General features: G+C 37.3%; 11 protein-coding genes. All 11 read left to right on the top strand.

Annotated features, from left to right (window positions below; translation table 11 throughout):
- Positions 1–136 precede the first annotated feature (136 nt).
- The 11 genes from K364_RS0116865 to K364_RS24580 all read left to right on the top strand — a co-directional run bounded on the left by K364_RS0116865 (position 137) and on the right by K364_RS24580 (position 13,633).
- Entirely contained in the window at positions 137–1,330 is a 1,194-nt protein-coding gene (locus tag K364_RS0116865) for a M20 family metallopeptidase (protein WP_028308995.1), read from the top strand.
- 40 nt (positions 1,331–1,370) lie between these two features.
- Entirely contained in the window at positions 1,371–2,606 is a 1,236-nt protein-coding gene (locus K364_RS0116860) for a sensor histidine kinase (protein WP_242841737.1), read from the top strand.
- A complete protein-coding gene (locus K364_RS0116855) occupies positions 2,599–3,375 on the top strand; it encodes a response regulator transcription factor (RefSeq protein WP_028308993.1) in 777 nt (258 codons plus the stop codon). The genes K364_RS0116860 and K364_RS0116855 overlap by 8 nt, the downstream gene beginning before the upstream one ends.
- A gap of 266 nt (positions 3,376–3,641) precedes the next feature.
- The gene (locus tag K364_RS0116850; RefSeq protein WP_028308992.1) at positions 3,642–4,844 is read left to right on the top strand and encodes an NAD(P) transhydrogenase subunit alpha; all 1,203 of its coding nucleotides are present in this window, start codon (positions 3,642–3,644) and stop codon (positions 4,842–4,844) included.
- Between the two features lie 72 nt (positions 4,845–4,916).
- Positions 4,917–5,213 (top strand): NAD(P) transhydrogenase subunit alpha part 2, encoded by a 297-nt coding sequence (locus K364_RS0116845; protein ID WP_028308991.1) that lies wholly within the window; start codon positions 4,917–4,919, stop codon positions 5,211–5,213.
- Complete coding sequence (locus K364_RS0116840; RefSeq protein WP_028308990.1) at positions 5,210–7,198, top strand: NAD(P)(+) transhydrogenase (Re/Si-specific) subunit beta; 1,989 nt, start codon at positions 5,210–5,212, stop codon at positions 7,196–7,198. Before K364_RS0116845 ends, K364_RS0116840 begins: the two co-directional genes overlap by 4 nt.
- 154 nt (positions 7,199–7,352) lie before the next feature.
- Positions 7,353–7,694: an NAD(P)(+) transhydrogenase (Re/Si-specific) subunit beta gene (locus K364_RS0116835; protein WP_242841736.1), complete on the top strand. Its 342-nt coding sequence runs from the start codon at positions 7,353–7,355 to the stop codon at positions 7,692–7,694.
- Between the two features lie 450 nt (positions 7,695–8,144).
- Complete coding sequence (locus K364_RS0116830; protein ID WP_028308988.1) at positions 8,145–9,455, top strand: TRAP transporter large permease; 1,311 nt, start codon at positions 8,145–8,147, stop codon at positions 9,453–9,455.
- Between the two features lie 152 nt (positions 9,456–9,607).
- On the top strand, positions 9,608–10,699 hold the full coding sequence (locus K364_RS0116825; RefSeq protein ID WP_028308987.1) for a TRAP transporter substrate-binding protein: 1,092 nt from the start codon (positions 9,608–9,610) through the stop codon (positions 10,697–10,699).
- Positions 10,700–10,731: 32 nt separating this feature from the next.
- A complete protein-coding gene (locus K364_RS0116820) occupies positions 10,732–11,262 on the top strand; it encodes a TRAP transporter small permease subunit (protein WP_028308986.1) in 531 nt (176 codons plus the stop codon).
- 931 nt (positions 11,263–12,193) lie between these two features.
- Positions 12,194–13,633, top strand: coding sequence for a sigma-54 interaction domain-containing protein (locus tag K364_RS24580; protein WP_051534166.1), 1,440 nt, complete (start codon positions 12,194–12,196; stop codon positions 13,631–13,633).
- The last annotated feature ends 179 nt before the right edge of the window (positions 13,634–13,812 follow it).

Genomic DNA, 13,812 nt, shown 5'->3' with positions numbered 1-13,812 from the left:
TACACGCACAAAATGGGCCAATTGTTATGTATATTGGTTTCCAAGGTTTTTTGCTTTGTAATTGGCAGTAAGTTTTGATAAAATAAAAATCAGCAAGTTAAATTTGTATCATTTAAAATTTAGTAAGGAGTTAAACATGAATGATTACGAAAATAATGAAATAAATAAAGCCATTGACTCAATAAGTTTGGATGAGTTGATTAATGTTACCCAACATCTAATACAAATACCAAGTGTTAACCCCCCCGGCCTTGAATGCAAGGTTGGAAGATACGTTAAAAATTACTTGGAGCATAAAGGCATAAAGACGGAGATTCAAAAAGTAATGCCAGGAAGATTTAACGTTATTGCAAAGTTAAGGGGTAAAGGTGAAGCAAGGCCTATTTTATTTTCAAGTCATATGGACGTGGTACCAGTTAGTTCTTATGAAGCTAAACGCTGGAGGTTTGATCCATTTGCTGGGCAAATCAATGACGGCTACATTTATGGAAGGGGTGCAGCAGATGCAAAGGGTGGCCTTGCAGCTGCCATGGTGGCCTTGTGTACCCTTCACGAGTCTAATATAAAGCCCAAGGGAGATGTTATTTTAGCAGCCACTGTTGATGAGGAAAACCTTATGACAGGAGCAAAAAAGCTTATTGAGAACCCCATTTTGGCTGATGTTGAGAGGGCTGTATGCTGTGAGCCTACCAATCTTGAATTAAAAATATGCAGTAAAGGCCGGATGTGGGCCGAAGTAACCGTATATGGACAGACAGCACATGCCTCAGTTAAGAGCGCGGGTTCAAATGCCATTTACAGAGCATTAAGATTAATGAACGAAATGGAAACCCATTCCTTTTCTCATAAAAAGCATCCAAGCTTGGGGGAAACCTTTTGGCAGACAACAATGATTCATGGAGGTGGGGCTAGCGGTATTATCCCTGACAATTGTACCCTTAATGTTGACGTAAGGTTAGTTCCGGGGCAGACACATAATGATATATGGAAAGAAATGAAGGTTATTTTTGATACAATAAAGAAGGATATACCTGATTTTCATGCCGATATAAATGAAATAGAAAGAAGAGAACCCTGGGAAATAAGCAGCGATGATAAATTGGTGAGAACCATGGTTAAGTCATGCTCCATGGTGGATGTTCCTATCATATATTCAGGCTATATAGCAACAGCAGAATGTACAATTTATAAAAGAATGGGCATTGAAGGAATGATATTTGGACCGGGAAAGCTGCAGGACAATGCATACAAGGAAAATGAACGGGTAGCAATTGAGGAGCTTTTAAAAGCAGCTCAGGTTTACCTAGCTACAATGCTCAATTGGGAATAGGAGTATAGTTGCCACTAGCACAATATTGGGGGTATTAACATTGAAGCCTAGACCTGAGCTTTTACATTTCATAGAAAATGATAAGATGATGCAAATTGTTGAAAGCTTTAATAAAGCAACGGATATTACCATTGGTATTAATGACAATCTAGGTTTTCCTATATTTGAGCATGACTACTTTAACGGATTCTGCAAGTACATACGTTCAACAGAAAAGGGTTTAAGACGATGCATTGAATCTAATGCAACAATAGGTTTTCATTCTGCAAATAAAGGCCAGATTGCCATATCTCCATGTCATACTGGGGCGCTGCTCATGGCTATGCCAATAATAGTTGAGGATTTATTTTTAGGTTCAATAACATGTTGTCAATTACATTTACAAACTCCCAATGAAAAAGCCATAGAAAAGATGCTGGCGGCTACCAAAGATTTGGGTTATAATTCTGAAAAACTTGTAAAATTATTCAAGGATATAAAAGTAATAACCCATGAGAAATGCACTGCTGTCTCTAATTTGATACAGCTTGTGGTGAACTACATAACTGAATTAATATACCGTTCTAAAAAGCAAGAAGGGCATTTAATGGAAAAAATTGATGATATCTTGGAGGCTAAAACAAAAACAGAACTAGAAAATAGTCTTCGTCTAGCAAAGCTAAAGAATCTTCAGGCACAAATACAGCCCCATTTTTTATTTAATACATTAAATACATTATCCGGTTTGATTACCTTAAAGCAAAATGAAAAGGCACTGGATGTGGTTTACTCTATTTCTGAAATCATGAGATACAACCTTGATAGGGCTGGAGAGCTTGTTACTCTAAAAGAAGAACTAAGAAATGTAGAAAACTATTTACATATAAAAAAGATCAGGTTTGGAAACAGGTTGGATTACAAGTTTAATATCGAAAAGGGGTTAATGGAGATTGAATTACCCTACTTAACCCTTCAGCCTCTAGTTGAAAATGCTTGTAACCATGGGATAGAGCCTAAACCAGGAAATGGTTATATTTTAATCACTGGAAAGAGTATAGAGGATCGGATTGAGATTGTTGTTGAAGATAACGGCCTGGGGATGCCTGAGGAACTTATCGAGAGCTTCCCTGAATGTGTAGAAGAGATGAACAAAAGAAACTGCATTGGTTTAATCAATGTTCATAGCCGATTACAACTTTGTTTTGGATTGGGTTTTGGCGTTAAACTAGCTAGAACACGGGGGAAAACTCAAGTCAAGTTAATTTTACCTTCAAAAAAGGAGGTATTTTATGTATAAGCTTCTTATTGTGGAAGATGAGGAACTAGAGAGACAGGTACTTAAGACCCAGATTTCCAGCAGCCAACTTCCTGTAAAAATAGTTGCCGAGGCTGCCAGTGGTAATGAAGCTGTAATGCTGTTCAAAACAACAAAGCCTGAAATAATACTAATGGACATCAAGATGCCAGGCATGGATGGACTTGAAGCTACAAAAATAATAAAGGAACTTGACAATAATATTGAAATTATTTTCATTACAGCCTATAGCCGTTTTTCTTATTCAAATGTTGCCCTTAAGCTGAGGGCAGCTGATTATCTGCTTAAGCCGGTACGACCAAATGAATTAATAGAATCTATTAAAAACGTAATTAAGTTTATCGAGGAAAGAAAAACTGAAGAAAATATTAACAGATCCAAAAACGAACCTGATAATGTTGAAACTGCAGAGGTTTTAAATGATAATTTACTTATTAGAGAAATAAAAAATTTCATATGCGGTAACTATCAACACAGACTTACCCTAAACATACTGGCAGACTTTGTTCATTACAATCCATCCTATATAAGCAGCCTTTTTAAAAAGATAACAGGTCAGGGTATAACAGAATATATTACTGAAGTTAGAATAAAAAAAGCCAAGGAACTACTAATTAATAAGAATATATCTATGGATGAGGTTGCAGATGAGGTTGGCTTAAATAACAATAGTTATTTAACAGCAATTTTTAAAAGGAAGGTGGGCATTAGCCCCTCTGAATATAGAAGAAAATTTTCAAAACTAAAATAAAAATGCCTGGTTTAAAATACGATCATCAGCCAAAAACGCCTGAAACATCAGGTGTTTTTTTCATTTTTAAAATTCAAAAGATATATAAAAATTATCTAAAGATATTACTACAATATTCAATATCCATAGATTTAGCAACCTCATTAAATAATTTTATTAATACTATCTAAAGGACTAATGTTAGACTTTTATTAAGTTAAAAAACACATGTAGCAGCAAGCTTATGGAAAAATTGTTTGATGAATAATACTATGGGAGGAATCATTATGGAACTGAAAGGATTAACAATTGGTATACCAAAGGAGATTATGCAAGGAGAACGCCGTATTGCTGCAATTCCAGAAACCGTAATGAAAATGGTTAACGATGGCGCAGAAGTATTAATCCAAGCTGGAGCTGGAACAGGTTCATTTTATCAGGATGCAGAATATGTTGGAGCAGGTGCCAAGATAATTGATAAAGCACAAGAGATTTTTAACAGAGCTGATATTATCCTAAAGGTAAAAGAGCCCCAGTTTAACCAGGATGTTGAAAAACATGAAGTTGAAATGATGAAACAAGATCAAGTTCTAATATCATTCATACACCCAGCTTCACCATCCAACCATAATATGGTACAAAATCTAGCCAATAAGGGAGTAATTAGCTTTACCTTAGATGGAATTCCCAGGATATCGAGAGCTCAAGCCATGGATGCGTTAACCTCCATGAGTGCCGTAGCAGGATATAAAGGGGTCCTTCTAGCAGCAAACCGTCTATCAAAATTCATGCCCATGACTGGAACAGCAGTGGGAATGATTAAACCATCAACAGTCTTAGTAGTTGGATCAGGTGTAGCAGGACTACAATCCATTGCTACAGCAAAACGCTTAGGAGCTGTTGTATATGCTGCTGACATCCGTCCGGATGCTAGAGAACAAGCAAAAAGTTTGGGAGCAAAAATAGTAGATTTGGGTATTCCAGACGAAATAGCTATTGGTAAGGGTGGATATGCTCAAAAGCTTTCAGAAGAATGGTTAGCTAAGGAAAGAGAAACATTAAAAGATGTAGTTGCTAAATCCGATATTATTATTTTGTCAGCTTTAATTCCAAACCGAATGGCACCAATTCTATTAACTGATGAAATGTTAAAGAGTATGCCAGCTGGATCTGCAGTAGTAGACATTTCAATTGACCAGGGTGGTAATTGTGAAGCTACAGAACCAGGAAAGGTTGTAGAGAAGTATCAGGTTAGTATCGATGGAACAAAGAACATTCCAGGAATGGTACCCACAAGCTCAACGTGGATGTTTGCCCATAATATATACAACTACTTGGTTAACCTTGTTAAGGATGGACAGGTACAGATTAATATGGATGATGAAATTATTGCAGAAACCATTGTAACTCGGGATGGAAGTATAGTTCATCCTGGTACCCTAGAAGCCATGAATAGTAATTTAATGCACAATAGTTGTCGAGTATCTTGATTGTAGATGTCTTGGCAGGAATTAAGCTGCAGTTTTATTTTATTACAAACGCAAGATAAGGAGGATTAAAAAATGGGTACGAGTGCACTGCTTGCTATTTTTTTTGTTGCTGCATATTTAGGCTATAAAGTAATTAGTCAAGTGCCGCCCCTCCTTCATACTCCGTTGATGTCAGGAATGAATGGATTGTCAGGAGTTACAATAGTGGGTTCTGTGGTAGTGACAGCATATGCAGTTTCAACCGGAAGTCAAATCCTAGGTTTTATAGCTATCACTTTTGCAACCATTAAGCTTGCAGGAGGGTTTTTTGTAACAAATAGGATGCTGAAGATGTTTAAAGTTAAACAGAAAGGGGAGGTGCTCAAATGATTGGCATCTATGAAATAGTTACCATACTATTGTCAGCAGCAGTTCTTATTGGAATTAAGCTTATGAGCTCTCCCAAGACTGCAGTAATAGGAAATCTTCTTGGTGGCGGGAGTATTTTTGCGGCAATGGTCTTTGTCCTTGTATACAATGATATTGTTGCAGTTCCTTTAATATGGATTGCCATTGCAATTGGTGGAAGTATAGGATATTTCCTGTCTGTAAAAGTTTCCATGCTTCAACTACCTCAAATGGTAGCATTTTTTAACGGTATGGGTGGAGGTGCTGCTGCATTAATTGCCCTAGTAAAAATCTTTGAAAGCTACATGGCTTTAGGCTGGTTTTATCTTTTCACCAGCTTGACAGCTCTTGTTATAGGGTGTTTAACCTTTAGTGGTAGTATGGTGGCTGCTTTAAAGCTTGATAATCGCATATCACAGAAGTCAATATCAATTCCAGGCCACAGCACCATAAGCATACTATGTGCCATTGCAATAGTAATATCAACGGTTCTGGTATCCATGCCCACACTCATATTTGGTGATGCAGCAGTGAATTCAGGCATGTATTTTACAATAGTTATGGCCATGGTAGCAATAGCATTGTTTTACGGTGTACTTCTCTCCATCAGAGTGGGTGGTGCTGACATGCCAATTACCATCTCACTGTTGATCTCCTGCTCCGGTATAGCTGGTTCTGTAGTAGGCCTTGCCATAGCAAATGTACTGCTCGTTGCTGTGGCAGCAATAGTGGGTGCATCGGGGATAATTCTAACAAATATTATGTGTAAGGCCATGAACAGATCCCTGCTGGAAATCCTAAGCGGCAAGACGACTGTTTCCGAAGATAAATCAAAAGTTAAAGCCCAAGACAAGGCGACTCCTATGGAAGATAAGAAAGGGCATACAGACCCACTGGTGAGTGCTGTTCATAAGTTATCACAAGCCCAAAAAGTCATAATTGTACCTGGATACGGTATGGCCCTTTCTCAGGCACAGTGGGAAGTTAAGAAGCTGATGGATATTCTAGAAGGTCAAGGAAAGGATGTTAAATTCGGTATACATCCTGTGGCAGGACGAATGCCAGGACACATGAATGTAATGCTGGCTGAAGTAGACGTGGACTATGATAAGTTGGTGGAAATGGAGAAAATAAACCCAGAATTTGCTGATACAGATATGGTAATAGTTATTGGAGCTAATGATGTTATTAACCCAGCAGCATTAACTGCAGAAGGCACACCAATTTATGGAATGCCCATATTAGAAGCATATAAGGCTAAAAACATTATAATCTGCAACTTTGACGCCAACCCAGGCTATGCTGGAGTAGACAACCCTTTATACAAAAAGGATAATGTATTCATGCACCATGGAGATGCCAAAGAAACAATTGCTAAGCTGACTAAGAGTTTAACAGGACCAAAGACAGACAGCACAGAGTCGCAAAAAGATGGATTGGTAGAAAAAGAAATGCTCATGAACGCAAAAAAGATTATCATAGTACCTGGCTATGGTATGGCCTTGGCCCAAGCGCAGTCAGAGGTTAAGCAGCTTTGTGACCTCCTTGAAAGTAAAGGCAAGCAGGTAGATTTTGCCATACATCCAGTTGCGGGTCGTATGCCTGGACATATGAATGTACTGTTGGCTGAAGTGGATGTGGATTATGACAAGCTTATTGAAATGGAGATAATTAACCCAGAATTTGCAAACACAGATATGGTAATAGTTGTTGGAGCCAATGATGTTATTAACCCTGCAGCATTGACTGCGGAAGGTACACCCATTTATGGAATGCCCATTTTAGAAGCATATAAGGCCAAAAACATCATCATTTGCAACTTTGATGCCAACCCAGGTTATGCAGGAGTGGATAACTTACTATATAATCAGGAACATGTAAGTATGCTATTGGGTGACGCTAAGGATACAATTAATAGGCTGATTAAACTGGTCAAGAAGGAGGAAGGGTCATCAGGCATATCATAGATATAATAGCTCCAATTGCTAATGTTTTAAACAAGATGATACTACTCAAGGAAGCCAAAAAGGTTATCATAGTACCTCTATATGGTATGGCCTTGATCAAGCACGAACAGAGTTTAAGCAGCTTTGTGACCTCCTTGAAAGTAAAGGCAAGCGGTTGATTTTGCCATACATCCTGTTGCAGGTCCGTATGCCTGGACATATGAATGTGCTGTTGGCTGAAGTGGATGTGGATTATGACAAGCTTATTGAAATGGAGGTAATTAACCCAGAATTTGCAAACACAGATTTAGTAATAGTTCTTGGAGCTAATGATGTTATTAACCCAGCAGCATTGACTGCCGAGGATACTCCCTTTTATGAGATGACCATTTTAGAAGTATATAAGGCTAAGAACATAATAGTCTGCAACTTTGACGCTAACCCAGGTTGTACGGGAGTAAATAACTCACTGTATAACCTGGAAATTGTACTAATGCTGGAAGGTGATGCCAAATAACGGTTGCTAAATTAGTACAGATTATGCTTTCATTGTAGTTTATTAGCAGTTTTCATAATATAGCCAAAGATTAGAAATGGGATGACTGCTTAATCTAAAGATATTAATAATTTCTAAAGATATTGAAATAGAGACCTAGAAATATTCAGAAAAATGAAGAACTATTTTCAATAAAATTAATATTATCAAAAATTCAAAGGATGTTATAATTTGTATAACCAAGTTAAATAAATCCAATTGTTAAAACTTATCATAAATATTATTGAAAATTCAGTACAGCTTATTGCACTACTCTGTTATAAGTTCAGACCACTTAGCTCTTGTTAAACATTCCAAAAAGTCTGAATATCAGAATGAATTTCAGTGGAAATATAAAAGTTTTGAAGCCTTTGCCCATTCTATTATGTATCTATTACTATGACATCGAAAGATTAGAAGGGAGAGAATAATTTGAGTGTTGAACTAATCACAGTGTTAATGTTTGCCAGTCTTTTTATTTCCTTATTTATGGGACTGCCTGTCGCCCTAGGGTTAGGAGGTACAGCCGTTATATTTGCCTTGATTTTAAGCCCTCATACCCTTCTAGCCGCCCCAAGTGCATTTTTTTACACCCCTTGGCAGAGTATTTTAGTAACAGTTCCATTATTTCTGTTTATGGGGAATTTAATCCGTTTTTCAGGTATTGCTGAGGCCGCTTATGACTCTGCTTATAAACTAATTGGCCATCTTCCGGGTGGACTTGCAATGGGAACTGTTAAAGTATGTACCCTCTTCGCCGCTATAACCGGCATAACTCCTCCAGCAACTATAACCATGGGGCAAATAGCCTATCCTTCAATGATGAAATATAAATATCATAAAGGAATAGCCATTGGTGCCATTGGTGCGGGTGGGGCACTGGGTGCCTTGATTCCACCTAGTGTACCTTTTATCTTCTATGGGCTATTAGCCAAAGAATCAATAGGGGCGTTGTTTTTGGGTGGTGTAATTCCTGGACTTCTTTTAGCTACACTATACATAACCTATATAGGTATTATATGTAAGATCCAACCTCATATGGGACCACCAATACCTCCAGATGAAAGATTTTCAGTAAAGGAGAAAGTAGCCTCTCTAGTTGCCATTTGGCCGTTTATTGTTCTCGTTTTCCTTGTTCTAGGTGTAATATGGATGGGAGTAGCAACGCCTCCAGAAGCGGCTGCTTTTGGAGCAGGTGGTGCACTACTCATAAATATCTTATATCGCAGACTTACCTGGCAGATACTTAAAGACTCACTTGATATTACTGTTAAGCTTTCTGCAATGGGTTTATGGATACTGATTGGTGCAAACTTATTTGTCAACGTCTTCAGTGCTTTAGGATGCCAAGCAGTAGTCACTTCTGTTGTACTGGGAATGCCAGGAGGTGACATTGGTGTGCTACTGATGATGATGCTGGTGATAATGATTTTGGGTATGGTCATGGATGATTGGGCAATAATAATGCTGGTTACTCCTTTATATGTTCCTATATTAAATGAATTAGGGATTAGCACACTATGGTTTGGTGTACTATTTATTGTTAATATACAGATTGCCTATCTAACTCCTCCTTTTGGATTTGTTCTATTTTGGATAAAGAGCATCATGCCTAAAGATGTAAACATGGGAGATATTTACCGTTCGGTGTTCCCATTTATTATACTTCAATTAATTGGACTATCGTTAGTTATAATGTTTCCACAATTAGCTTTATGGCTTCCAAGTACAATGATGAAGTAAGAACCCGATCCGGAGTAATAAATAGAGAAAAATAAATTATTACGACCTAAATGTAAGTCAATTCTTTCTTTAAGGAGGTGATAGGTTAAAACTTACTAGTTTTAAAGTGTACCCTATGCAATAACTTAAGGAAAATTTGGGAGGTGTGTTTATTGAAAAAGTATTCAATTTTAGTACTTGCAGTTCTGTTGGTTTTTAGCATGTTTTTAGTTGTTGGTTGTGGAGATAAGCCTGCACCTGTACAAACACCAAGTGAGCCAGGTGCAGCCAGTGATTATGGTCCTCCATCAGAAGTGACCACGTGGGTTTTTCAACCGGTTTTTGATTCATCAGATGCTGGTTGGAGTCGCGGTGTTGTGCCATGGATAAAGGCTGTTGAAGAAGCAACTCAAGGTACAGTAAAATTTGAACTACTTCCAGTTGGCTCTATAACAAGTGGTGGAGAAGCATTTGCTGCTACTATGGCTGGAATGATAGATGTATACGCTGGTTGGGCAACATACTATGGTGGAGATATGCCTGAAGGCATGCTGGCTTATGGATTGGCAATGGGAGCTGATAACCAATTTGAGGCTTGGGCAGCAATGTGGGGAGATCCCAAATATAGGATTGGTGATATTGTTCAGCAGGCAGCTAATGAACGTAATCTACAGTGGATTGGCTGGACTAATCAGGGTCCAAATGCCGCTTTTACCAAATTTCCCGTATATAAATTGGAAGACTTTGCTGGACGTAAGATGAGAGCCGGTGCTCCACAGGCAATATTTCTTCAGGCTATGGGTGGTGCTCCAGTATCAATGCCTGGTGGGGAAATATATATGTCAATTAGATTAGGTACTATTGAAGGCACCTTCTGGGACACAGGGGGCATGGCTGATATGAAGTTCCATGAGGTTACCGATTATGCTATTATGCCAGGCTGGTGTCCTGCACAGCATCAGGAGATATACGTTAACTTAGATAAATGGAACGCTTTAAATCAGTGGCAGAGAGATCGTATCAGCGAAGTCTTCATGTCAACGTACTTTGAAACAAGTAGACTCCACCTTGAGAATGTAGAAACAGCCTTACAGATTTTTGTTGATGCTGGCGGTGAAGTTATAACTCTATCTGACGAAGAAGTAGACAGAATGCGTAGAAAATCAGTAGAGGAAGTCTGGCCAAAGGTAGCAGAAGCATCTTCTGGCACTGCTAAGGGTGTTGAGTTATGGAAACAATTCCTTATTGATATAGGTAAATACTAGAAACGGCAATAATAAAGGGGGCATATTAGGTAATGAAAGTTTGGAGCAAGGTAGAGCAAACAATTGATTTTATCAGTGAAGTTCTAGGCAAATTTAGTTGGTTGCTTATTCTTTACTGCATGATTTTTGGCCTAACTGATGTAATACTTAGATATGCTTTCAACCAACCATCCTTATGGATCAGTGTGACAGTTCAGTATGCCATGGTTTTATTGGCCTGCTCAGCAGGGGCATATGCCCTGAATAATGATGCTTTTGTAAAACTGGACCTTTTTTATGCTCGCTTTTCTCCAAAAACTAAGGCAATTTGCGATATCATTACTTTTTTTATCGCATTCCTGTACCTGTATGTGCTGGTGACTAAGGGAATTCAGGCAGCTAAGATATCCTTCTTCTTAAAGCAGGTGACACCAACTGCCATTCCCATTCCACTTTACCACCTAAAGGCTTTTATACCGGTTGGGGCTTTCTGTGTACTGCTGGTTGCAATCAAGAAACTCGTTATAGATATTCAGACAGTTATTGGATATGACAGAAGTGAGCAAGAACAAAGAACCGTATAGAACTAGATAATAAAGGCTAAATCATAGATCTTAAATGGAGGCACCCGTTTAATTGCAGCGGGTGTTTTGTTTTACACTTTCAAAGACTTCTTACTTATACAAACCAGCAGTAATATGGTGGAAAGTTAACTAGACAATATAATCTTATTTGAAAACAGGTGCCAGGCGGTAATAAATAGGAGACATAGAGACAAATATTTTACGATAGATATTCTTTGCTAAAAATAGACATTGGATAGATTTGTACAAAAGTGTAGCAATAGGATTCTACCTATACTAATTAAAGAGTTGAGAAATTTAGAGACTGTAGGAACCTTAAAAACGGTTTTAAGATATTAGTATACGATGCATGCTATGATATAGGGAGAAGTGTGTCTAGAAGACGGCAAATTAAAAATAAAATATGCAGCATGTAAAACAGCCAGAGCATGCTTAGAAAGGATGCATATCATCGGTATCAAAGCATCGAAAGGTAATGAAAAAAATAAAAGCACAGGCAAAATGGAAATTCAAAGCAACTGTATTAAGACTTCAACTACGTATGTTTATCGAACACTACGGAAAAAGGAGCTACCAATAGTAACAGAATGGAGACCACAAAAACTAATCTATGGAAAACTACCGCTATGGCAGCAGTGATATTTAAACTGAAAACGGAACTGTCCAATACTGTTTAGACAAATTATGCCTTATTTGTGTAGTAGGTCAGAAGAAAATAGGATCTCTGCAGTTAGTGCCTTGGTTTATTTTGAAACAGGTTTTATTATAGGAACAAGACGAAGATATAACTAAACATGTCTTGAGACAGAGAGAAAATTATTATAATATTTTATTTTTATTAGAGGAAAATAGGAAGAATTATGGAAAAAGAATGACAGTAAAATGATTTTTTGGCAAATTTTTATTACCAGGGAAAAGGAGGAATAATTAAATGAATAAAAATGGAAAATATGACTTGGCGAAAATCTTATATCAATGGGCCGATGAAACGCGAGATGCCATATATATTGCAGATTCGGATGGTATTACCCTTAAAATAAATAAAGCCTATCAAAAAATGAGTGGATATCAGCCTTCTGACCTGGTTGGAAAAAGCCTAAAAAACCTTGTAAGCAAAGGATATTTTAGTTCAGCAATTTTACTAGCTTTAGAAAAAAAAGAGCCAGTGACAATTGTAGGTATGCAATTTAAAAGTAAGAAGCATTTGATTAGTGCAGCCATTCCAATTAAAGACCCTAGTGGTAAAATATATGCTGTTGTTGCAACGCATAGAGATATATCCGAATATGAAAAGTTGCAGGATGAGTACGAAAGATTAAAGGGCGAACTGGAAAGGGCAGAGAGCCTAAACAAAGAATTACTAAATACCAAGGAGTTAGTTTCAGAGGATGTTATTCCGGGAAATAACATGCAGCAAATATTACGGCATGCAATTCGAATTGCTCCCTATCCCATCAATGTTTATTTGTATGGGGAATCTGGAGTAGGCAAAGAGGTTATTGCAAATTTGATTGTGGAAAAAAGTGATAGAAACAATAGACCCTTTATTAAAGTAAATTGTAGTGCTATTCCCGAACAGCTATTAGAATCGGAACTATTTGGATATAACCCAGGAGCTTTTACAGGGGCACGTGCCAGCGGCAAACCAGGATTGTTTGAATTGGCTGATCATGGAACAATATTACTGGACGAAATTGGTGATATGTCTTTGAGGGTTCAGGCTAAGGTTTTGAGGGCAATTCAGGAACAGGAGATAACAAGGGTTGGAGGTGTAGAACCAAAAAAGATTGACGTAAGAATAATTTCAGCTACTAATAAAGATTTGTTGGAATTAGTAAAAAAAAATAAATTCAGAGAAGATTTGTTTTTTAGACTAAATGTTGTCCAAATAAAAATCCCTCCTTTAAGGGAAAGAAAAGATGAAATATTGCCTCTTGCAGATTTATTTACAAAAAAGTTTGGGGAAAAATATGGGTTGAAGAAGGAATTTTCTCAAGAAGCGAAAAGATATCTATTAGGCTATGATTGGCCTGGTAATATAAGAGAACTTCAAAACGTGATTGAAAATGCTCTTGTTTCAACTAACTCAACTGTTATTCAATATGATGACCTTGCAGATAGATTAGAAAAGAAAAACAAATTAAGTCATAAAAATACCAAGGTTACATTAAAAGAAGCTGTCAACGATTTTGAAAAACAGATAATAATAGAGGCGCTTAAAGAAAATAACTCAATTCGCGCCGCAGCAAGAATTTTAGGGGTTGATCATTCAACTTTAATAAGGAAAATAGGAAAATATAATCTTGAAAAAGGGAAGTATGGCAGTGCAATTTTCCACCAGCAGGTGAAAAATTGCACCAAAAAAAATTAGAGACATCAGGTTTAGGAATTTAAATATTGGTGCATAAATGCACCAATATTTTTTATCTGCCACAAAGCATTATTGTAGAAGATAAATAACTAGATAATATTTTACTCCATATTTTGTATTCTAAACATGTTGCAATGTATACAGTAGTTAACTATCTTTTCATAAAGATACAATAGTGG

This window comes from Desulfitibacter alkalitolerans DSM 16504, assembly GCF_000620305.1.
Lineage (GTDB): Bacteria > Bacillota > DSM-16504 > Desulfitibacterales > Desulfitibacteraceae > Desulfitibacter > Desulfitibacter alkalitolerans.
This window is presented reverse-complemented; position numbering and strand designations above follow the sequence as displayed.